The sequence below is a fragment of the Streptomyces sp. NPDC059008 genome (assembly GCF_042749045.1).
GTDB lineage: Bacteria > Actinomycetota > Actinomycetes > Streptomycetales > Streptomycetaceae > Streptomyces.
Window position 1 is genome coordinate 109,028 of sequence record NZ_JBHYJC010000008.1, and the last position, 20,417, is coordinate 129,444.

Annotated in this window: 19 protein-coding genes; 5 read left to right on the forward strand and 14 right to left on the reverse strand. The window is 67.7% G+C overall.

Translation table 11 applies throughout. The annotated features are described in order from the left end of the window. Window positions 1-563 precede the first annotated feature (563 nt). Both ACFWZH_RS13130 and ACFWZH_RS13135 read left to right on the forward strand, forming a co-directional pair. Window positions 564-1,010: a hypothetical protein gene (locus ACFWZH_RS13130; RefSeq protein ID WP_384429133.1), complete on the forward strand. Its 447-nt coding sequence runs from the start codon at window positions 564-566 to the stop codon at window positions 1,008-1,010. Window positions 1,011-1,059: 49 nt separating this feature from the next. Continuing rightward, window positions 1,060-1,311 carry a hypothetical protein gene (locus ACFWZH_RS13135; protein ID WP_384428786.1) on the forward strand — a complete coding sequence of 84 codons (252 nt, stop codon included), beginning with the start codon at window positions 1,060-1,062 and terminating at the stop codon, window positions 1,309-1,311. A gap of 98 nt (window positions 1,312-1,409) precedes the next feature. On the opposite strand, the gene ACFWZH_RS13140 is transcribed toward ACFWZH_RS13135, so the two are convergent. The 7 genes from ACFWZH_RS13140 to ACFWZH_RS13170 all read right to left on the reverse strand — a co-directional run bounded on the left by ACFWZH_RS13140 (window position 1,410) and on the right by ACFWZH_RS13170 (window position 8,629). After that, on the reverse strand, window positions 1,410-2,912 hold the full coding sequence (locus tag ACFWZH_RS13140; RefSeq protein WP_384428788.1) for an ATP-binding protein: 1,503 nt from the start codon (window positions 2,910-2,912) through the stop codon (window positions 1,410-1,412). A gap of 20 nt (window positions 2,913-2,932) precedes the next feature. After that, window positions 2,933-3,388: a DUF6238 family protein gene (locus tag ACFWZH_RS13145; RefSeq protein WP_384428789.1), complete on the reverse strand. Its 456-nt coding sequence runs from the start codon at window positions 3,386-3,388 to the stop codon at window positions 2,933-2,935. Between the two features lie 40 nt (window positions 3,389-3,428). Then, the gene (locus ACFWZH_RS13150; RefSeq protein ID WP_384428791.1) at window positions 3,429-4,898 is read right to left on the reverse strand and encodes an SCO6880 family protein; all 1,470 of its coding nucleotides are present in this window, start codon (window positions 4,896-4,898) and stop codon (window positions 3,429-3,431) included. Between the two features lie 102 nt (window positions 4,899-5,000). Then, the gene (locus tag ACFWZH_RS13155; protein WP_384428793.1) at window positions 5,001-6,395 is read right to left on the reverse strand and encodes an ATP-binding protein; all 1,395 of its coding nucleotides are present in this window, start codon (window positions 6,393-6,395) and stop codon (window positions 5,001-5,003) included. A 31-nt stretch (window positions 6,396-6,426) separates the two neighbouring features. After that, entirely contained in the window at window positions 6,427-7,116 is a 690-nt protein-coding gene (locus ACFWZH_RS13160) for a hypothetical protein (protein WP_384428795.1), read from the reverse strand. Continuing rightward, window positions 7,116-7,424: a DUF6112 family protein gene (locus ACFWZH_RS13165; protein ID WP_384428797.1), complete on the reverse strand. Its 309-nt coding sequence runs from the start codon at window positions 7,422-7,424 to the stop codon at window positions 7,116-7,118. The genes ACFWZH_RS13160 and ACFWZH_RS13165 overlap by 1 nt, the downstream gene beginning before the upstream one ends. A gap of 71 nt (window positions 7,425-7,495) precedes the next feature. After that, entirely contained in the window at window positions 7,496-8,629 is a 1,134-nt protein-coding gene (locus ACFWZH_RS13170; protein ID WP_384428799.1) for a C40 family peptidase, read from the reverse strand. 630 nt (window positions 8,630-9,259) lie between these two features. Between ACFWZH_RS13170 and ACFWZH_RS13175 the strand changes: the two genes are divergently transcribed. Beyond that, entirely contained in the window at window positions 9,260-10,006 is a 747-nt protein-coding gene (locus ACFWZH_RS13175) for a DNA-methyltransferase (protein ID WP_384428801.1), read from the forward strand. Window positions 10,007-10,096: 90 nt separating this feature from the next. Here ACFWZH_RS13175 and ACFWZH_RS13180 read toward each other — a convergent pair whose 3' ends face one another. From ACFWZH_RS13180 to ACFWZH_RS13200, 5 genes are all read right to left on the reverse strand, one after another. Beyond that, entirely contained in the window at window positions 10,097-10,906 is an 810-nt protein-coding gene (locus ACFWZH_RS13180; RefSeq protein ID WP_384428803.1) for a transporter, read from the reverse strand. A 178-nt stretch (window positions 10,907-11,084) separates the two neighbouring features. Continuing rightward, window positions 11,085-12,182, reverse strand: a complete 1,098-nt coding sequence (locus tag ACFWZH_RS13185) for a hypothetical protein (protein WP_384428805.1) — start codon at window positions 12,180-12,182, stop codon at window positions 11,085-11,087. 355 nt (window positions 12,183-12,537) lie between these two features. Further along, a complete protein-coding gene (locus tag ACFWZH_RS13190) occupies window positions 12,538-13,551 on the reverse strand; it encodes an HNH endonuclease (RefSeq protein WP_384428807.1) in 1,014 nt (337 codons plus the stop codon). After that, the gene (locus ACFWZH_RS13195) at window positions 13,548-14,141 is read right to left on the reverse strand and encodes a class I SAM-dependent methyltransferase (protein ID WP_384428809.1); all 594 of its coding nucleotides are present in this window, start codon (window positions 14,139-14,141) and stop codon (window positions 13,548-13,550) included. The genes ACFWZH_RS13190 and ACFWZH_RS13195 overlap by 4 nt, the downstream gene beginning before the upstream one ends. A gap of 748 nt (window positions 14,142-14,889) precedes the next feature. Continuing rightward, complete coding sequence (locus ACFWZH_RS13200) at window positions 14,890-16,242, reverse strand: hypothetical protein (protein ID WP_384428810.1); 1,353 nt, start codon at window positions 16,240-16,242, stop codon at window positions 14,890-14,892. A gap of 509 nt (window positions 16,243-16,751) precedes the next feature. On the opposite strand from ACFWZH_RS13200, the gene ACFWZH_RS13205 reads away from it, so the two are divergent. Next, window positions 16,752-17,159: a TIGR03618 family F420-dependent PPOX class oxidoreductase gene (locus ACFWZH_RS13205; RefSeq protein ID WP_384428812.1), complete on the forward strand. Its 408-nt coding sequence runs from the start codon at window positions 16,752-16,754 to the stop codon at window positions 17,157-17,159. 452 nt (window positions 17,160-17,611) lie between these two features. Here ACFWZH_RS13205 and ACFWZH_RS13210 read toward each other — a convergent pair whose 3' ends face one another. Further along, on the reverse strand, window positions 17,612-18,481 hold the full coding sequence (locus ACFWZH_RS13210; RefSeq protein ID WP_384428814.1) for a 3-hydroxybutyryl-CoA dehydrogenase: 870 nt from the start codon (window positions 18,479-18,481) through the stop codon (window positions 17,612-17,614). Window positions 18,482-18,640: 159 nt separating this feature from the next. On the opposite strand from ACFWZH_RS13210, the gene ACFWZH_RS13215 reads away from it, so the two are divergent. Further along, a complete protein-coding gene (locus tag ACFWZH_RS13215) occupies window positions 18,641-19,873 on the forward strand; it encodes a glycoside hydrolase family 10 protein (protein WP_384428816.1) in 1,233 nt (410 codons plus the stop codon). Between the two features lie 42 nt (window positions 19,874-19,915). Here the strand turns inward: ACFWZH_RS13215 and ACFWZH_RS13220 are convergent, their stop codons facing one another. Beyond that, window positions 19,916-20,125 (reverse strand): DUF1918 domain-containing protein, encoded by a 210-nt coding sequence (locus ACFWZH_RS13220; RefSeq protein WP_384428818.1) that lies wholly within the window; start codon window positions 20,123-20,125, stop codon window positions 19,916-19,918. Window positions 20,126-20,417 lie beyond the last annotated feature (292 nt).

The following is a 20,417-nucleotide window of genomic DNA, read 5'->3' on the forward strand; positions in this document are numbered from 1 at the left end:
TTCGAGCGCGATACGCATCGATCGACTTGACCAGAGCCCGTCTATTCTATCCGTGTACGATATCCACTGATCATGCGCCCAGTGAACGCGGAGACGAATCACGCTTACCGTCACTTGCGTCAGCCGAGGTGATGGCTAACCAGTCGATGTGGCAGTGGGTGCACGATCCGGTCAACGCTTCGATAGTATCTCTCGAAGGCGTAGATTCCTCGTTCCTGCTTTTAGCCGACGTCAGCCTGCTTTGCTGCGAATTCTCAGGAGCGCACCATTTGGATCAAATTCGCCTGGAAGGGTATTGGATTCTTGGCGGGCCCCCTCCGCGGGATAGATGGCGAGGGATCCTTCCGTTTGGTCCGGCTCGACGTCAAGTAATAGAGGAAGAAAGGAAGTGGCGAGCTCTTCGTCACGGCGAGGACGTTGATCGAACAGGATGGGGGCAACCTCCCGAGCGAGGGCAAGACGTTCCAGGTCTTCCGACGCTAGCGGCTGTTTACCGCCAGCTCCGCAAGGCCCGAGAGGACGCGAAGGACGAGCCGGGCGCTGCGGACTTCTACTACGGCGAGATGGAGATGCGCCGCCATGGAAAGAGCTGGAAGACGACGGAACGCTGGCTCCTCCAGGGATACTGGCTACTCTCCGGCTACGGGCTGCGTGCGTCGCGGGCACTCGGCTGGCTCGCGCTCGCGATGATGACCACCATCCTGCTGATGATGGGTTTCGGCCTCCCTCAGTCCTCCCCCAAACAAGAGGCGACGGGGACTGTCCCGCCCGGCGGGGGAAAGGTCACCTTCGAGATTGACAAGGGCGAACCTAAGAACCCGGCCAGGGACCGGTTCACGGCGAAGCGCTTCGATAAGGCGCTCACGGTGACGCTCAACTCGGTGGTGTTCCGGTCCAGCGGCCAGGACTTGACGACGGCCGGCGGGTATATCGAGATGGCATCGCGCTTCTCCGAGCCAGTGCTGCTCGGTATTGCCGCGCTCGCGATCCGGGGGCGGGTGAAACGGTAGTGGACACTGCGGAGTCAACGACTCAGACAGCTCAGATCCAGGAGCTGCTATGCGTGAACTCGTTTACCTGTTCATGAACAAGAATGGCTGGCCGGTGGAGGGGGCGCCCGCTGTTTCAGCTGTGACGGGTCCCGGTGTGATCACGGATGAGTACCTGGTGGCCATCACCTGCGCGGCGATCATCGAGGGCGCCGAAGGGGCCTGTGGCCAATGGGATGTGGCCATGGGAGGCGTTGGCCTTCGCTGCGTCGATGTAGAGCTGGACGAGCCGACGTACGGCACGGCGGATTGTGTTCTGTAGAGGCATGGGAATGGATTCCTTCAGAAGCGGAGGAGGGAGGGGGAGGGAGCCGAAGTGCGGCTGCGGCTCCCTCCAACCGTGAGCACGGGAGGCGCTGCTCAGGCGTGCATGCGGGCGTCCGTATCGAACAGTTCACGTTCACGCGGGTGGAGGAGATGTTGAGTAATGAACGACCGGCCCGCGACCTTCCATAGGCCCCGGCCCTTAGTGAGGGCGGACACGGCCTGGGTCTCCACGCCGGTCAGTCCCAGCAGGGCTGCGGCGGACGTGAGTTGGTCGGCTTCCTGGCGGTAGATGATCCGAGTCGAGCAGTCGGTGAGCAGGCCCTCCGCCAGTGCCCGGCCCCGGGAGCCGGCATCGCCCGCAGTCAGCAGATCGCTCAGGCGGTGGATCACCATGAGGTTCGCGATGCCAAGACCACGCGAGAGTTTCCACTGGCTCTGCATGCGTTCCAGCAGGGCGACGTGTCGCATGACGCGCCATGCCTCGTCGTAGATCACCCAGCGCCGTCCGCCGGTGGGGTCGGCGAGCGCTGACTCCATCCACGCTGAGGCGCAGGTCATCGCCAGGACAAGGGCGGTGTCGTCGCCGGCACCACCCAGGCGCGAGAGGTCGATGGACAGCATTGGCGCACTGGGGTCGAAGTCGACGGTGCTGGGGGCGTCGAACATCCCGGCCAGGTCACCGTGCACCAGCCTGCGTAGCGCGTAGGCGAGGTCTTCGGCGGCGTGTCCGAGGCGGCCGGTCAGCTCGCCGAGCGCACAGTCGAGCCGCTCGGGAGAGCCGAGCACATGAGCGACGTCACCCAGTAGCGGGGTGGTGCCGTTCGCCGCGGCGTGGGCGACGGCCTGGTCGAGCGCCACATCGAGAGCGGTGTGCTCCATCGGGTGCAGATCCCGCCGCAGGACGGTCTTCGCGAGCGAGCCGAGAAGGAGAAGGCGGCGCTTGCGAACCTCGTTGGACCAATCCTCCTCGCCGACGCCGTGCGGCCTGGTGGGTGCGTCCAGGGGGTTGAGCCGTCCGGGCAGGCCGGGGCCGAGGGCGATGGTCTGACCGCCCAACTCCTGGGCGACGACGGTCCACTCGCCCTTCGGATCGCAGGGGACGTAGATCCGGTAGCCGAACGCCACGGCCCGCACGGCGAGGGACTTGGCCAGGGCGGACTTGCCCATGCCGATGATGCCGGCGAGCAGGATGTTCGGATTCGTGAACCCGTCGAGGCGCCCGTACAGGGCGAACGGGTCGTAGGTAAAGGCCGCCTCGGCGTGGACATCGCGGCCGATGTAGATCCCTTGCGCGCCGAGACCACCCTCGGCCAGAAAGGGATATGCGCCGCTGGCTGTGGCGGTCGTCATCCGATGGGCAGGGAGCTTGAGACGGCCGCCTCGGGCGGAGTACGGCCCAGGTCGGCCGACGGCGGGGTACGTGGCCCGCAGCTCAGGGTCAATGCCAGGTTCGGCGGGGCGGGCTTGGGGGCGTGTGGCGTGGCGGGCCTGGTCGCGGGCGGCGGCGAACTGGTCACGGGCCGCGCGGGCAGTGCGGCGGTCGCTCTTGCGAGGGACGAACAGCGGACTGGCGCTGGCACGGGTGCGGGTGGACATAGTGGCGGTGCTCCTGGCGGTCAGTGGCGGATCAGGCCGGTGAAGGGGTCGCGCAGATCGGCCGGGGTGTGGTCACGGCGGACCTGGGCGGCGGTGGCCAGGTGGCGCTGGCACACGGTGAGTTCCGGCGCACCCTCGGGGAGGCGGGCCCGGCACGCCTCCCGGGTGGGGAGGCGGCCGGTGCCGGGTTGAGGGGCTGCGTGGTAGGCGGCGTGGAGGTGCTCGGCGGCTTGCCACAGGCGGATCCGGCAGGCCCGCAGGTGATCGCCCTCGGCCTCGGCCACCGGGATGGTCCGGGCGGTGTGGGCGTCGAGCAGCCCGTACAGGGCGGTGAGGTGGGCGTGGAGGGAGTCCAGCTCGGTGCGGGTTGCGGCTGTGAGCCCGGCGGGGAGGTTGATCGCCCGGTGGAAGTCGAGCGCCGCGGTGGCGAACGGCACGAAGTCCTCAGCCAGGTCGGGCAGGGGATCGGTCGGCATGAGAGGCCCTTCGGTTGAGCGCGGTGGTGGAGCTGGGGCGCTAGGGGCGGGCCAGCGGGAGGGCGGCGTTGGTGAAGGCTTCGGCCTGCTGCCAGGTCAGTAGCCGCAGATCGACGAGGGCGGAAACAGCGGCCGTTTCGATGGCGGCGCAGGCGGCGTTGAGTTGTTCGTCGGTGTCGGCGCTGACGGTGAGCAGTCCGGTGAGGGCGACGTCGGCGTGGCCGGCGATCAGCTGGCGCTCACGGGCCTTGATGTCGGCGTACTCGACCGAGTCCTCTTCGGAGTCGACCTGGCCCTTGCGCTGCCGCTCGGCCGCGTCCGCGATCACCGTGGCCTTCTTGCGCTGCACGTCCTTGAGCGCGGCATCCAGCCCCTTGGGCGCGTAGGCCAGCGACAGGGTGCGGCGCACGCCGGAGGTGAACAGCAGCTGGTGCAGGAAGCCGGGGCTGGTCTCGATGCGGGGCCAGTTCTCGATCCAGAAGGTGGCGTGGTGGGCCGTGTCGGTCTGGATGCGGTCGGCCTTCTCGACCAAGACGACCGGGCCGGCAGCTGCGGGAACGGCCTGGGGGCGCCCGGAGTCGGACCACTGGTCCAGCGCGGCGGACGCCTTGGGGTCGTACGCGGTACGGATCACTGCCGCGATCTCGCTCGCACCCAGCCAGCCACTGGGCATGAGACCGGAGTTCCGGGCAGCCTGGTCGAACGTCGACGTGAGCTGGCTCAGGACGGCGAAGCCTCCCATGAGCCCGCCGCCGGCCTGGTTGATCAGGCGCCGGGCGGCCTTGAGATCGAGGGCGAGCGCGACGTACGCCTCATGCGGAGCTGCGGCCGGACCGGCAGCCGCCAACAAGTCGGTGTAGACGGGGCCCGCCAGGTGCGCGTCGGCGTTGCCGTGCTCGTTCCAGTAGCGGTTGAGCGCATCGCCGGAGTCGGGCACGGTCCGCTCCAGTACCTGGACGCGGGCGATGTGCCCGGTGCGCGACAGGGCCGCCAGCGTGCGGCCCCAGCCTGCGACGTTGCTGGCCTGGGTGGCGGGATCCAGCAGGGCGAAGGCGCGGGAGGACACCTTCACCACGGCGGTCAGGGTGCCGTGGTGCGGATCGTGCACCGCACCGAACTGGCCGTCGGGGGAGGTGACCACCCGCAGCGAGGCGGCAGTGCCCGGCAGGTGCAGCAGGCCCTCGCGCCGCGGTCGGCGGGAGGGGCGGGCCAGCCAGATGAGCTGGCCCTTGAAACGCCGCAGCGCATAGCGCAGGGCGATGGGCGCCCAGTCGGCGAGGGACCGCCCGCGGTGGCGGATGAAGACCGCCGCCAGGATGACCGCCCACAGCGGTATGAGCTTCAGCGCCCCGGTGACGCCGGATTGCATCAGCACCGCCAGCAGGAGCAGACCAGTGAGGGCGACGACGACGAGCTGGGCGACCGACAGGCCGAGCAGTACACCACGGCGTGAGCGATGGGGGAATTTCACGGTGGCCGGGCCGTCAGGCTGAGGAGTGTCGGGATGCATGGCAAAGCCGTCCTTGGAACGTCGTGAGAAAGGGAGGAGGGAAGGGGAGACGGGGGCGGGCGGGCCGAGCGCAGCCAGGCGCCCGCCCCCGTCAGATGAGGGCTACGAGCCCGATCCACCCGGTGGTTTGGGATAGATCCACCGCTGCGGTGTGGAGCCACCCTGAGGAGGAGGCCCACTCGCCGGAGGCGGCCCGCTGGGCCGTGGCGCCGGCGGGTCCATCCGCGTACTCGCCGCCGCCGAGGCACCCTGAGGCGTAGGCCCGGACGAGACCGGCGCCGAAGCTGCCGCCGCGCCCGAGGTGGTCCCCTGGCCGGGGTGCTGGATCAGGGGCTGGCCGCGGTCGCCGTCCGTGGGCGGCCGCTGGATCAGCGCCCGGCCCTTGTCGCCCGTGGCGTTGGGGTCCTCGCCGTAGCGGAAGCGGGTCTGCTTCGGCTTACTGCTACCGCCCGAGCCGCCGGTTGGATCGATGCCGGAGGCGACGCCATCCGTGCCCTGGCCCGGCACCTTCGACGGCCCCTGCGGAGCCGGCGTCCCGGTGCCTGCCTGCATGGCGAGCTGGGCCGCGGTCTTGGCCGCACCGGCCGCCACCGTCACCCCGGCGACGCCGGTGCGGTGCAGGTCATCGTGACCCCCGCCATCAGCGGCCCAGTGGATGAACTTGTAGGTGGCGTAGGGGCAGAGCATCACCAGGACCATCACGACGATGCCCGCGATCGCATCCGACAGGGCAGCGAGCCCACCGTGCGAGTCGGACTTGCCCATGGCCGAGACGCCCAGCAGGAACACGATCGTCATCAGCAGTTTGCTGACGACCAGGGTGGCCGTGGCCTCGATCCAGCCGCGCCGCCAGCGCTTGGCCACCTCCCAGCCGCCGCCGGCCCCGGCGAAGACGGCCAGCGTGACCAGGACCAGGATGCCGACCTTGCGGGCCACCATCACGGCCCAGTACAAGAACGCCCCGATCGCGCAGCCGAGCGCGATGATCGAGGGGACACCCCAGCCCAGGCCGTACATCGCCCCCAGCGCGTTGACCTTGATCATGCGGCGGACCGCATCATCGACGGAACTGTTGGCGGCCTTGAACAGGCCGGCACTGAGGGCGTCGACCACGGTGATGGCGACGGTGGTGCAGGCGATGGCGGCGAAGGCGAAGAAGACGCCGACCATCGTGCCGAACGCGGCCTGGGCTAGGGCGCGTTCGTCCCTGCGCCAGGCAGCACGGATGAGCTGGAGGCAGAACGTGCCAACCGTCAGGATCAGCCCGATCGGCAGCAGCAGCTCGTAGTTGTTGCGGAACCACTCGGCGTTCAGATCGATGGCGGTGGTCTGGTCGACCGCCTTGGACGCGAGGTCGGCGGCGGACTGGGCCACCTCGCCCATCGACTTGGCGATCCAGGCACCGATGCCGTCGGTGACCGCCTCGCCGGTGGAGCTGACGACGCCGCCGACGGCGTCGCAGACCGTATTCATCAGAGGAAGGTCGCAGGCTCCCATCAGGGCACCTCCTTATCTGGGTTGCGGGCGGTCATGGCGCGGCGTTGGGCAGGACGGCGGCCAGGGCGCAGTTCTGGTGCGGCCGGCACTGGACGGCGAGGGTCATCGAGCGGGCCTCGGCTCCGGCTCCAGACCCCTGCCAGGCGAGGGTCTGCTTGCCGGTGACCGTGACGGCGTAGACGTACGCCTCGGTGATCGCACCGGGGTCCTGGGCCAGGGCGGTCTTGAACGCTTGCGGGAAGTGGCCCTCGCCTACCTCGACGCTTGCGTGCTGGTGGTTGTCGTGCATCCGCGCCCACAGCACCGGGCTGGGCACCTGGTCCTTGATGGACTTCCAGTCGGCGTACTTCTTCTCGCCGGTCATCCATCGCTTCAGCCCGGCCAGATGCTGAGCCTGGGTGAAGGAGCGGGTGTCGTATGTCCACAGGGCCTTGGTGGCCGCCTTGGCGAACGCGATCGGGTCGCTCGTTCGAGGCGGAGATGCGACCGCCTCGCCCTTGCCGGGAGTCGTCTCCGGGGAATGCGACTCCTGGGAGGAGGACGTCGGCGCCGGAGAGGGCTCCGCCGCAGTCGGGCCTTGCGTACGAGTCAGGTACGCGACCAGACCGGCGATGGCCGCCAGCACGGCGAGGACGACGCCGCCGATCAGAGCGCGTCGCAGGACCGGGGACGGTGCGTTGTGGGTGCGCTCTTCGGCAGAGAGAGAACGTTTCCTCGGCATCAGTGGACCTGCGTTCCCATCGAGGAGAAGAACGCGACGATGCCGTTGGCTGCGCCGAGCAGGAGTGCGCATCCGGCGGCGACGGCCGTGCCCTTCTTGCCGTTGGCCTCCGCCTGGTGGCCGCCGCTGTGGTGGCCCCAGGCCCAGACGACCGCGGAGATGACCAGGGCGCCGACCGCGGCGATGATGCCGAACAGGTTGATGCTGCCCATCACGTTCTTCAGGACATCGAGGCCAGGAAGTCCGCCCTGCTTCGGCGTGACGCCGGGGTTGTAAGCCAGGTACTGGGCGTGCTCAATGAGCTTCATGGGGAACTCCAGTGTGGGTACGGGCATGCGGAAGCCCGGAAGGGGAGGGAGAGAAGGGGGAGAGGGACCGGTCAGGCGACTCGGCGGGCGGCGAGGATGTCCGGCCGCCAGGAGGCGAGGGTCGAGATCTTGACCACGTCCCCGGTCTTGGGCGCCTGCAGGATCAGCCCCTGGCCGATGAACATCCCGACGTGTTCCGGCACGGCTGCTGTGCCGCGGGTGAACAGCAGATCGCCAGGCTTGAGGGCATCGACGCTGACCGCCTTACCCTCCTTGACCTGCGTGTACGTGGTCCGGGAGATCGAGACCCCGCCGGCCTTGTACGACGCCTGCATCAACGACGAGCAGTCACACCGGCCCATGGGATCCTGACCGCGCGGATCGCTGCACGCGCCGCCCCACTGATACGGCGTGCCCAGCTGACCGAGGCCCCAACGGATCGCCGTACGGACCGACTTGGGCGCGTCGGCCGGAATCTTGTAGCCCTTGGGGAGAGACCCCGCGGGAATCGGGCCGAAATTCGCCCCGTCCCCTCCGGCGCCACATCCGACGGCCAAAGAGGCTGTCGATTCCTTGCCCTTGGCGCCGCCCATCCCGGAACCACCCCCTTGGGAAAGGGACTTGGCGATGGCCTTCTGCAGAGCCGTCGCCAGCGGCTCCCACTTGGCATAGGCGTCCGGGAAACCGCTCGCCTGAACCGCCTGCGCGGCCTGAGTCACCGTCATCGACTGCCAGCCCGAGACCTTGAGCAACCCCTCGTAGAACTTCGTTGAGGCGTGCACCGGATCACGAACCTGCTCGGCCGAGCCCCACCCCTGGCTGGGGCGTTGCTGGAAGAGACCAAGACTGTCCCGGTCGCCGTAGTCCAGATTCCGCAGCCCCGACTCCTGAAGCGCCGTGGCCAAGGCGACGACCTGCCCCCGCGCGGGCACCTTCATCGCGACACCGGTGGCCTGGATCGTCTTGGCGTTCGGGATCTGCTCCTTGGGGTCATCCAGCCCGGGAACGGACACCGAGCCCTTGCTGCCGCCCTTGAGGATCGACTCCACTTGCTTGGCAACCGCCGCGGTATCCACAGCCTGCGCACCACCGTCGCCGCAGGTGGCCTGGGCGCTGCTGGCGCCGGCGAGCGCTACGGCGAGCGGCGCAATCAACAGCATCGGGCCGAGGACCACGCCCCCGGCTATGCACGCGACCTTCTTCACGATCGGGCACCGATCGCCGAATGGCCGGTGTGAGGATAGAGCCCTGGGGACGGGCGTGCCTGGGCATGCTGCATTGCAGCTCCTTATTGGTAGGCAGCACGGTGCCGGCGTTCTCGTCGAAAAGGCCACCGGCACCGCGCCGGTTAAGAATTCGCAATCCTTTTAGGGAAGCCAGGAACCCGCGACCGGGAGCTGCGAACTCCCGGTCACTGGATCCCCTTGAATCACATGCGGCAGCCAGCCGCGCTCGTAATCTCACACCCCACACGGGGACCCCCTTCCCTCGAATAGGACACGGTCAACAGGGCGCCGTGCGCGGTGCCGACTGGACGGAACAGCACGCATCAGCACAGCTCAACAGGGCTGGAATCAGGTTCCGTCCTGCGAACATGCCGAGACTGTAGAGACGAATTCCGGCCGCACCAAACGACCCCTGTAAACGATCTTCAGGGGGGGCGTGCGAGAGGGCTGACTCATTGGGTGTGGCCGGAAAAAGGGGTTAACCTCCAGCGCATTGCTCGCCCCGGAGGCTGCGTCAGCGGTTTCCCGGAGCGGCTCATGTCCGCGTGCGCAGGACTGTGTCAACGGGAATTACGCGCACGCCTGGCTTCCGGAAAGAGAGAATCCCTCATGTCGTACACCCTGCACCGAGGCGATGCGCTCACCGTTCTAAAGTCCCTCCCGGACGAGAGCGTCGATGCCGTCATCACCGACCCGCCCTACAACTCCGGCGGCCGTACCAGCTCCGAGCGCACGGCCCGCACCGCACGGGTGAAGTACACCAGTGGCGATGCCCGGCACGACCTGGCGAACTTTCCCGGCGAAAACCGCGACCAGCGCTCGTACCGCAGCTGGCTGACCGAACTGCTCACCGAGGCATACCGCGCCAGCCGCGAACACGCGGTGGTCATGGTCTTCTCGGACTGGAGGCAGGAGCCGACCACCACGGACGCCTTGCAGATGGCCGGCTGGACCTGGTCCGGAAATATGCCGTGGATCAAGCCCGCATCACGGCCCCGCAAGGGCGGCCCGAAGCAGGACTCCGAGTTCATCCTCTGGGGCGTCAAGGGCAGCCTCGACAACACCCGCGACCTCTACCTGCCCGGCCACTTCATCGCTTCCCAGCCCCGAAAGGACCGCGTCCACATCACCCAGAAACCTGTCGAGGTCATGCAGCAGCTCGTCCAGGTCTGCCCACCTGGCGGCACTGTCCTCGACCCCTTCACCGGTAGCGGCTCCACCGGCGTCGCCGCGCTGAAGGAAGGCCGCAATTTCGTCGGCATCGAACTCTCCGACCACTACGCCGGCATCGCTGAACAGCGGCTGCGCGGTGCGCTGGCCCAAGACGACTTCGCACTCGCCGGACCCGAGGAGTGAGAGCGAGAAGCCCCGGCTGCGGGGCACATACGAAAAGGGTGGTTGGACCACCGGAATGGTTGGCCCAACCACCCTTCTGTACCAGGTGAGTTATCCGGCATCGATGCTTCGCTGGATGAGGTCCCGGGCTCGCGCAAGATGCTCGCGGGAAGCGATGCTCACCTCGATGCCGTCCTGGATGCCCAGGCACCCGAGCCCGCGCATATCCCGGGTGAAGCCCTCGCACAGGTCCACGGTGTCGGGATCCAGCCGCAGGTTCACCACGAGCCGCTGTTTGCCGGGCTGGACGCGGACAGTGGCGACGTTCTTGATCCGCCGGTACGCGAAGTAGTGGAGCTGGGGCTCCATCCGCACGTCGCGGTGCGACAGCAGCAGCTCGTCGACGTCCGTGTACAGCGCCTTGAGATCCACGGGCGCCTCGTCGAGGTACCGCTGAACCGACTTCGGCGCCGACGCGTCCGGCCGAGCCGTGCCCGGAGTCTTGCCCCGCGCCGACGAGCCGGTGCCGCCGACGGATTTGACCAGCTGCAGGGTGAGCACGTCGTCGAAGACCCGGTACGTCACTAGATCGATCCGGTGGGGGATCATCTCCACAGCTACCGTGTCGTGGTGCGTGAACGCCCCGGCGACGCACACGACACGCGGAGCGGTCCAATCGACCTCCCCGGCCGCCTCGGTGCCGAGTTTCTGCCGGACCAGGTTCTCGTACTCGTGGTGATGGTCCTGGAGCCAGCACAGGTACGACAAACCCTGACTGATGACGCCCTGGTCGCGATGGCGTTTGTACTCCACGATGACCGGCGTCCCGTTTTCGTCGAGCCCGAGGGAATCGATCCGGCCGCCGTGACGGCCCGTGCGGTACTCAGTGGCCAGGAAGCGGATGCCGAGCGTGGTCTCCATGTTGGCCTCGATCAGCCGCTGCAGCTCAACCTCCACGTCTACGGAGGACCCCGAGACCTCCGTGACGTGTCCGCCTCTTATCCGGAAGACCTTCAGGTTGCTCATGCGCCTCCCCACCTGCACCGATCGCTGCGAATGAACAATCGAAGGCGGGGTGTGTTTATTCCTGCGCTGTCCACTACTTGAAAGACAGGGACCTGCCCAGGACGTCGCCCACGCGCGTGCCGGCATCGGCGCTGGCAGACAGTATCCAAGTCCCGCCTATTGCCAGCAGCGTCCACTGCACCGCGTCCGCCCGCGCCTCGTTGCCTGCGAGAACGGAAAGGTGAGGGAGTAGGAAGGAGGCGCCGATGAGCACCGCACCGGGAATGATGCGCGTCATCGCGGCACGCACGCGGCTGACAGCAGACGGGAGTTCTGGGGCGTCGGCCAGCAACGCTGCTCTATCCGACTTGGCGATGGCTTCCGCCGTGTTGATGAGCTTGGTGACCACCGCGTCGACGTCGTCACGGCTCTTCGCGATGGTTATGTCCTTCTTGTGCTTGCGGATTGTCTCCGCGATGCGCAGCGCCTCCCTGCGAAGCTCTCGCCGCAAGGCACGATCAGCAGGATCGACACACTCACGCAGGGCAAGACACAGTCGAGCCCGGACGGCCAACCTCTCCAAAGCCTGGCTCCCGGCACGCTTGGAGCTTGCAGAGCGCCACCTGCCACGCCCTCTGTACACAGCAGCCGTCGCCATGATCGCCGTGGTCAGCAGTTCGTCATACGGGTTGGAGTCCTCCCGTGCCTCGAACCGACAGGCACGGGCCTGCCACACCAAGATGGGCGTCGACACCAGGCCCAGAACGGCCAGTGCCACCGTGGACGCCATCGACATATCCCCTCCCGCAGAGTCGAAGAGGAAGGTCACCATCGTCCACTGGAACAGAGCCCACGTAGCTGTGCCGGCGAAGAAGACCTTGGCCAACAGCGTGCGATGGAGGGCGGCCTCCCGCATCAGAGTTGCGGCGAGCGTCACGATCACGGCCATTGTCACGAAGCGCCACCACGCGCCGCCGAAAATGCCAATGATCGACAACGGTCCTGTGGCCAGGAGCATCTGTGGTGTCACGCAGAAGCGGAGCCAGAAGCTCATCCGGTGGTTCCAGTGTCTCTTCGCTGCCTGGCGGACAAGCTCTCTCAACTCATACCGGCGCTCCTGCGGCTCGATGGGAAGGGCGTCGAACGCGGCCAGCGTGTCCGAGATGCCTTGGTAGCGCCATTGCGCAGGCATACGCCCCAAGGTCCAAGACCACGCACCCTGAAACCACCCGAGAACCATCTCGACAACTCCCCCTTACGGAACCCCATGACCAACACCAGCACGGTGCCATATGCCACTGACATTGCATTGCTTGGTGACTGCAGCCAGGCAGTGGCCTGGTGCGGCTGGCCTCGCCGGATGGGTTGTAGAGAGATCACATCAGCTTTTGGGAGGGCTACCAACGGTGGCTTTCTGGCGCTCTGGGCCGTCATGGAGCGCAAGGGGAGCGCAGATGCCCCTGGGCGGTGCACCGCGGGCACGATCAGCGGGACCACGAAATGTGCTCTGATCTGCGGAAACGGCGTCTGGTGCGGCATGGCTTCGGTCAGCGGAGCAGTTTCTCCACCTCGTTCAGGAAGGCCAGCCAGTTGGTTGTGGGGCGGTTCCCTGGTTCATTGAGGCTGAGGCGGAGCGTGCGGCTCATCGGGTACCGGGAGGGCATGATCGCTTCGTTGCGCCGGGCTAGGCGAGAGAGCTCCTCGGGGTATGGGAGGCGGGCGCCTTTGGTGCTGTTGCAGCTCGCATGGGCGGGGGCGAGATTCCACAGTGCGTCGAGGTCCGGCCCGTGCCAGCCTGCGGCGCCGCCGTAGCGGTTCATGAGGACGAACGGGAAGACATGGTCGATGACCGTTTCATCCGCAGGACCCATGACAAAGTTGCAGATGAGACACCGGCCATGTTGGAAGCCGATGGTCGCCTCTTTGACCCCGGTGACCGGCCGGCGGCGGCGCTTGTCCGTGAGCGTCATCGCCGTCCGGTCGACAGCCAGGCCCTCGCGGATGAGGGAGCGGCCGACGCCGATGGTGAAGGAGGTCTCGACTATGTTCCAGCGGGCTTCGAGTTCCGCGCGCAGCCCGGCCGCCTGTTCTGATTGAGCGATCTGGATGAGGTCAGGGGTAAGTCGGACGATGCGTGAGCGGCGGCCGCCCGCCAGGTCATAGAACCGGTGCGCAACTTGGGTCTTGCCGGGCAGGTTATGGAACTTCTGCATCACCATCGCCGGCATGGACCGAACCGCGGCCTCCAGCAGCCGGTCGGTGGGACGCCCCAAGCGCCGGGACTCATCGGACTCATCGGCGGCCGCCGTAAGGAAGTCGGCATCGCCGAGGGTGGTCCTTTCAGAAGCCTGCGGTGCCAGCGCCGCGTGCTCGACCAGGGCCATGGCATACGTGGAGGCGAGATTGGGCAAGGCCACCTCAGTTTCGCCGCGCGCGGCATGGGCGAGCAGGGCGTGGCCGAGGGCGAACTTGTACGTGCGGGAATTCGCGCCCATGAGGACGGCGAGCCTCCAGGACGCTCGGGCACACGGGTCGCTGGTGTAGAAGCCGTCGGCGGTCACGACATTCCCTTCTGCACCATCAGCGTGCTCCAGTGCACCTCGTCACGGCCGAGCTGGTCGGCCCCTGCACCCACATGCACCACTTGGAAGCCGCAGTGCTCGGCGAGCATGAGCGTCTCCTCGGCGGGAACGTCGAACATGCGCCGATCGCCGGGGGTTGGTCCGTGCCGCAGGGTGAGGACGAGACGGCCGCCTGGCGCCGCCAGTTCGTGCAGGCGCTGCATGGACTGGCCTCGCTCGGCCTCGTCCAGGTGCATCCACACTGCGGAGAGCAGGAGGAGGTCGAACGGTCCGGCCAGCTGAGCCAGGCCCGGGAGTGCATCGGCAACCCATGTCACGTGGGCCTCGGCGTGCAGACGTTGCGCCACCTCGCGCAGTTCAGACACGGGTTCCACGGCCACCACGTCGAATCCCAGCCGGCTCAGCGCGGTGGCGTCCCGACCGGTGCCGGCGCCGATATCGACGGCTCGCCCCGGCGGGCTCGGCAGCAGATGCAGGACGTCGTGATGGACAGTCTCGAAGCTCACGCTCTCGTACCGTTCGGCCAGGGCCTGCGCTTCCCGCGCATAGTACTGCTGCACACCATCCATGCTTGCAACGTAATCGTTGGCACTGACAATGCTCATTGCAGGCCCGCGCTGCTGTCCTGACGGACCTCAGCCCCCGTGCTTCGGCAACCCGAAGTCCACCTCCCGCCACTGGTGCTGCCGCGCTCAACGATGCAGTTTCCCACCAGAGCCGAGCCCACAGAGCGACACAGCGACCTGAGCCACCGCGCGGACGACAGGGGGCGTCCGGCCGGGACGAGCCCGATGATCACGCCCTGGGTGCTCCCGCAGCTGACTGAAGAGACAGAGCCGAGAGGTCTCGTCCTGGTGCGCAGTCGAACGCTTTAATGCGCCGCGGATCGCTATCTCCAGCTGCGCGAAGGCCTCGCGCAGCTGCGGCGCGGGACCCAAGGTGCGCTCTTCCTCGTGCACGGACACGGTGAACAGGGAGTCCATGGGGGCAGGGCGGGGGCCGTTCTCCGCTGCCTTTCCTCGTGCCCGCCGCGAACGGCGTGTTGCGGATCAGCCGCCCCTACACCGGTGTCCCCAGCGACGGCGCATCCGTACGGTTCGTGCGACCTGGCGCTCCCGGCGACGCCGTTCTCGCGGTTCACTGCGTGCCACCCCAATCGTCCGTGCAGGTCGCGGCCACGGCAGTGATGTTGACGGACCAACGCGTCTTGACGGCCTGCGGTCATTCATTCCTCCGGGCCGCGGCGGGCTGCTTCGAGTGCGGCTTGCGCCGGAGCGGCACCGTGAGTGCACGGTGCCGGAATAATCGTCTTGCCGCTCAGCGGGAGAACCCCAGCGGAATCCGCTCCACCATCGACAGCCACTGCTTGCCGTATGACGTAACCCCCGCAGCAACAGCGACGCCACCAAGCGCAACGGTCTCAGCGATCCCCGATAGGTCGAGGCGAGAGACCCCCAGCGCGCCGCAGACGCACAGCACCATGAACGCCACGGCGCGCAGCAAGTCCCAGTCCCGCACCGGGGCAACGACGGCCACCCTCGGGTTCTGAAGGTCTTCTTCGTCGAGTAGCTCGAGAACCCTGCCCATGATGTGGCGTTCAGCCACGGTCAGCAGCAGACGCGCCAGCTCGGGCAGAGCGTTCGGTTCTCCCGCGATTACCGCAGCCTCAGCGGCCCGGACCCTGCGGGCCACCTTGTGCAGATGCTTTCGGGTGGCTTTCTTCAGCGGTGAGCGGCTACGCAGGGCACAGCTGGTGCGGATCGCCCGCAGCACTTCCCGCTCCACCTTTTCGAGCTTCACGCTGACCGCACGTATCGCATCGGCCCGCTCGAAGTCCTTCGCCACGTGGCCACGAGCGCAAGCGTTCACCGCCTCTGTGACCCTTCTCGGGAGCTCGGAGCGGTGATGCACGGCAACGGAGGGGATCGTGAAGCCAGCAACGTGCCCTCCGCGCCAGGAAGACCAGAACACCGCGAACGGCCACCACAGCAGCGCGATGAGGAGCAGGGCGCCGAGGATACCTAGCGGTATGCCAGGAATGATCCATCCGGTGAGCAGATCCAGGATGTCCTCGTCGCTCTGGTCGGTGGCCCAGCGTGCTGCATCCTGGAGTGAGTAGTGCGCTCCCATTTCCTGTGCACGTTGCTGCAGATAGCTCTCCGCGTTCCAGATGATGCGGGGGAGCTTGGATGCCCAGACCATCGCCGGCAACAGGGAGAGTGAAGCGCACGATGCGAACCTGCCGTTGACGGCTCCCCGCATGATCAGTGCGCGGGACACCCTGCCGCAGGGAGGGAGGGCAACACCGAGTCGCCTGCAGCTCTTGCGCAGCTTGTCGATCTTTTCTCTCTCCAGCTGCAGAGCATACGGAAATTCGGAAGGATGGTTGTTGCGCGGCGTGTTCAGCTCCAACATGGCGCTCAGGCACAGCCACATCGACGAGCGGCGCGGTAGACGCCCTGGAGCGCGATACACCCCATCCACCGCGAGGGCGATGAGGTGCCGGAACGCTAAGGAGCGTTGGCGCCACACCTTGTAGGTCACGACGACCAGCGCGACCCACACCCCCCACCAGAAAGTTCCTACTGCTAGCCCTCGTAGTCCATCTGCTGCTTCAGGACCAACAAGCACACTCACCAACTCGCGTATGCCAAGTCGCTCTTCGTTCATGGCCCGAGTCTGCCGTGCTGCTCTGACAAGGAGCCGCGCAGGTCGTCGACGCGGCTCGCGAGAACTTACGTGGCGACCATGCCCCTGCGGGACCGTGACGCGGGGACGAACCGCGTGGACCCGCAGATCACCTTCGACCACCGTCCACTGCTCCTCCCTTGGAAGCAGTTGACGGCCATGACGTCGACACCGTCCAGTGACACGGCCGCTCACGTGGTGGGCCCACGGGAGCCGATAAAGACGCTGCCGATGGCAGGGAAGACCGGGACGCCGTTCCGCTGACTCGCTGACCGTGGTTGCCGGGGGCACGTGACAGCTCTTGGTCGGCGACCGCGTCACGCCCGCGACTGCCGCACGCCCAGCGGGCCCCACAGGGTGGCAGTGAGCCGCTGACGCCGACTGGTCACAGGCGACGGGGCGGCGGGTAGCGTGACATGAAAGGAGTCCAGCGCGCAGGCCGCAGCTCGGCCCATCCGGCTCGCGGCATCCGGCATCCCGAAGGAAGCACAATGGCAGACACTCACCTGCGCTCCGACCCCGCGTACCTGGCATTCTGGGAGGAGCGGCATGTGGGCTTCTTGTCCACCTCGCGACCGGATGGTACACACCACCTGGTTCCCGTCGGCGTGACCTACGACAGCGAGGCCGGCGTCGCACGCGTCATCACCAGCAGCACGAGCAAGAAGGCGCGCAATATCATCAACGGCGGTCTGGGGGCTCGCGCCGCGGTCAGCCAGGCGGATGGGGCACGTTGGGCGACGCTGGAGGGAATCGCCGTAGTCAACGACGACCCGGCGGCTGTTGCTGACGCGGTCGAGCGATACACGAAGCGCTACCACCCACCGCGAGCCAACCCGAAGAGAGTCGTCATCGAGATCACGGTCACCAAGACCATGGGGAATGTGAAGCCGCGATGATGGACGCCTGCGCTGGCGTGGTTGCGCGGCACAGTCCAGCATGATCCCTACCGCACTCGTATGCCGTAGGTCTTGAGCTCCGCCCCGGTCGCCCCCACGTCCAGTGCTGGGCTGGGAAACGCTGGTCGAGCCGCTCCGAGCCAGGGGCTTCCCAGGGATTTTTCAGGGACTTTCAGCTCTGTCCCAGGGACTTTCCAGGGACTTTTCGCCGAGTAAGCGGAAAAGGCCCTGACAGCTCTGAAAGACGCAAAGCCCCAGGTCAGGGTCAGTTTTCCAGCGGTCGATGACGCTCATAACGTCGTGTCCCCGTGCAGACCATGCCGGCTGGCCGAGGCTGCGCGGATGAGGGCCTGGCGGGGGTGGCGACAGCCACCCGGATCAGCGCCGCTGTCGGCGCTGATCCGGGTGAATTCGCCCTTGAACAGGGCCACTTGGCGGCATCGCCGCAATCGTCAGTACGAGTAGAACCCCGACCCCGACTTCCGCCCCAGCCGGCCCGCGTCGACCATGCGCTGGAGGAGCGGGGGAGCGGCGTAGAGCGGCTCCTTGTACTCGTGGTACATGGAGTCGGCGACCGAGACCACGGTGTCCAGGCCGATCAGGTCGGACAGCTTCAGCGGACCCATGGGGTGGGCGCAGCCCATCTCCATGCCGTTGTCGATGTCCTCACGGCTGGCGATGCCCGACTCGAACATCCGGATCGCGGAGAGCAGATACGGGATGAGCAGGGCGTTGACGACGAAGCCGGAGCGGTCCTGGGCGCGGATGGCGTGCTTGCCCAGCACGTCCTGCACCAGGGACTCGGCGCGCTTGATGGTCTCCTCGCCGGTGGTGAGGGCGGGGATGAGCTCCACCAGCTTCTGCACCGGGGCCGGGTTGAAGAAGTGGATGCCGATGACCTGGTCGGGGCGGGAGGTGGCGACCGCCAGCTTCACCAGCGGGATCGACGAGGTGTTGGACGCCAGGATCGCGTCCGGCCGGGTGATCACCTGATCGAGAACCTGGAAGATCTCGGTCTTGACCTGTTCGTTCTCCACGACGGCCTCGATGACGAGATCGCGGTCGGCGAACTCACCGAGGTCGGTGGTGAAGCTGAGCCGGTCGAGTGTCGCGTCGCGCTCCGCGACGGTGATCTTGCCGCGCTCGGCGGCCTTGCCGAGGGAGTTGGTCAAGCGGGTGCGGCCCAGCTCCAGAGCCTCGCCGGTGGTCTCGGCGACCATGACGTCCAGCCCGGCGCGGGCGCACACCTCGGCGATGCCTGCGCCCATCTGGCCGCAACCGACCACTCCGACGCGTGCAATGTCGGCAAATGAGTCCGTCACCTCGTGCCTTTCGCTGTTCTTCGGGACCGGCGGTACGCCGTAAGGGTCCGACGCCCGCCTCGGCCCCGACGTTACTCCGCGCGGTGCTGTGCTACGGCCGCCGGGGCGGGCATTCTGAGCCCTCAGGACAGGATGAAACGGACAAGCTGGGGACTTTTGATGAGACGGATCACACGAAGGGGCTTCGCGGTGGCCGCGTTCGGCGCGGCCTCCTCGCTGCTGGCGCCGGATGCGGCGGCGGCGCCCTCGGCAGCGGCGCCGCGGCGCGAGATGCGGGGCATGTGGCTGGCGACCGTTGGCAACCTGGACTGGCCCTCCAGCGCGAGACTCTCCCCCGCCGAGCAACAGCGCGAGCTGCGCGCCCACTTCGACTCGGCCGTCAGGCACCGGCTCAACACGGTCTTCTTCCAGGTGCGCGCCACCGCGGACGCGCTGTGGCCCTCCCCGTACGAGCCGTGGGCCCAGTCCCTGACCGGGCAGCAGGGCCGCGACCCCGGGTGGGACCCGCTGGACTTCGCGGTCCGCGAGGCGCACCGCCGCGGGCTCGAACTGCACGCGTGGTGCAACCCGTACCGGATCGCCCACCACACCGATCCGCAGCGGCTGGCGGCCGGCCACCCGGCCCGCCGGAGGTGGTGGTGGACGGTCGCGTACGGCGGCAAGCTCTACTACAACCCCGGGCTGCCGGAGGTCCGCGGCTTCGTCCAGGACGCGATGCTGGACGCGGTCGCCCGCTACCGCGTCGACGGGCTGCACTTCGACGACTACTTCTATCCGTATCCGGTCGCCGGCGCGCGCTTCGACGACGACGAGGCGTACGACACCTACGGCGGCGACTTCGACAGCCGGGCCGACTGGCGGCGGGACAACATCGACCGGCTGGTCCACGAGACGGCGCAGCGGCTGGAGGAGGGCGGAGCGCGGACCGGGCGCCGGGTGCGGTTCGGCGTCAGCCCGTTCGCGGTCTGGCGCAATCAGAGCACCGACCCGCAGGGCTCCCGTACGCAGGCCGGGGTGGAGACCTACGACGACATGTACGCCGACACCCGCAGGTGGGTGCGCGAGGGCTGGCTGGACTACATCGCGCCGCAGGTCTACTGGCCGCTCGGGACCAAGGGCGCCGACTACGCCGAACTGGTGCCCTGGTGGTCACGGACCGTCGAGGGCACCGGCGTCGACCTCTACATCGGCGAGGCGCTCTACAAGGCCGGCACCAGCGAACCGGCGGCCTGGAAGGACCCGGCCGAACTCTCCCGGCACCTCACCTTCGCCCGCGCTCATCCGCAGGTCGGCGGGCATGTCTACTTCTCGGCGAAGGAGGTGGCCAGGGACCGGACGGGGGCGCTGGCGAGGGTCGTGCGCGATCACTACGGCAGCCCGACACGGCCGTAGCGGCCTTCCGCCACGGCCGTCGCGGAATCCGTATGCGGTGCCTTACCGGCCGGGGTCGATGTCGGAGGTCTTCGCGTGCCGGACGACCGAGTCGGGGCCGGGCGACATGATCGCTTCGTGTCCGTCCTCGGCACGGACACGGTACGGCGGATCGCCGTTCGTCCCCAGTACCTCGATGATCTCGACGACCCGGTCGTGATGTCCCACGGTCCTGCCGTGCACCACCAGCCGGTCGCCCTTGGTCGCGTGCATCAGGGGTCCTCCACGCTTCGGGCGGCCATGCGACCCGTACGGCCGACGACGCGACGGCCGAGCGGTTGAACGGCCAACGATTCCAACGGTTGACGGGCCTGATGCGGCCCGGACGGCGGTACGTGCCATCGCGGCAAGTTTACGTCTGGAGGCGGGGGGCGCACCTTGGAAGGCCGTCCGTGATTTCCCCTCCGCGTCTTCCCCTCCGCCCACCCCCCCAAAGGGGGGTGGGCGGGCCGGGAGAGCAGGTGGGGCGGCGCCCCCGGTGGGCAGGCGTTCGCTCGGTGCCTCC

What these genes read in the sequence shown, in the direction of transcription:
- ACFWZH_RS13200 (WP_384428810.1), bottom strand. Translation starts at nt 16,242, where the DNA reads ATGAACGAAGAGCGACTTGGCATACGCGAGTTGGTGAGTGTGCTTGTT.
- ACFWZH_RS13205 (WP_384428812.1), top strand. Translation starts at nt 16,752, where the DNA reads ATGGCAGACACTCACCTGCGCTCCGACCCCGCGTACCTGGCATTCTGG.
- ACFWZH_RS13185 (WP_384428805.1), bottom strand. Translation starts at nt 12,182, where the DNA reads ATGCCTGCGCAATGGCGCTACCAAGGCATCTCGGACACGCTGGCCGCG.
- ACFWZH_RS13150 (WP_384428791.1), bottom strand. Translation starts at nt 4,898, where the DNA reads ATGCATCCCGACACTCCTCAGCCTGACGGCCCGGCCACCGTGAAATTC.
- ACFWZH_RS13145 (WP_384428789.1), bottom strand. Translation starts at nt 3,388, where the DNA reads ATGCCGACCGATCCCCTGCCCGACCTGGCTGAGGACTTCGTGCCGTTC.
- ACFWZH_RS13155 (WP_384428793.1), bottom strand. Translation starts at nt 6,395, where the DNA reads ATGGGAGCCTGCGACCTTCCTCTGATGAATACGGTCTGCGACGCCGTC.
- ACFWZH_RS13160 (WP_384428795.1), bottom strand. Translation starts at nt 7,116, where the DNA reads ATGCCGAGGAAACGTTCTCTCTCTGCCGAAGAGCGCACCCACAACGCA.
- ACFWZH_RS13165 (WP_384428797.1), bottom strand. Translation starts at nt 7,424, where the DNA reads ATGAAGCTCATTGAGCACGCCCAGTACCTGGCTTACAACCCCGGCGTC.
- ACFWZH_RS13140 (WP_384428788.1), bottom strand. Translation starts at nt 2,912, where the DNA reads ATGTCCACCCGCACCCGTGCCAGCGCCAGTCCGCTGTTCGTCCCTCGC.
- ACFWZH_RS13195 (WP_384428809.1), bottom strand. Translation starts at nt 14,141, where the DNA reads ATGGATGGTGTGCAGCAGTACTATGCGCGGGAAGCGCAGGCCCTGGCC.
- ACFWZH_RS13215 (WP_384428816.1), top strand. Translation starts at nt 18,641, where the DNA reads ATGAGACGGATCACACGAAGGGGCTTCGCGGTGGCCGCGTTCGGCGCG.
- ACFWZH_RS13135 (WP_384428786.1), top strand. Translation starts at nt 1,060, where the DNA reads ATGCGTGAACTCGTTTACCTGTTCATGAACAAGAATGGCTGGCCGGTG.
- ACFWZH_RS13130 (WP_384429133.1), top strand. Translation starts at nt 564, where the DNA reads ATGGAGATGCGCCGCCATGGAAAGAGCTGGAAGACGACGGAACGCTGG.
- ACFWZH_RS13180 (WP_384428803.1), bottom strand. Translation starts at nt 10,906, where the DNA reads ATGGAGACCACGCTCGGCATCCGCTTCCTGGCCACTGAGTACCGCACG.
- ACFWZH_RS13175 (WP_384428801.1), top strand. Translation starts at nt 9,260, where the DNA reads ATGTCGTACACCCTGCACCGAGGCGATGCGCTCACCGTTCTAAAGTCC.
- ACFWZH_RS13220 (WP_384428818.1), bottom strand. Translation starts at nt 20,125, where the DNA reads ATGCACGCGACCAAGGGCGACCGGCTGGTGGTGCACGGCAGGACCGTG.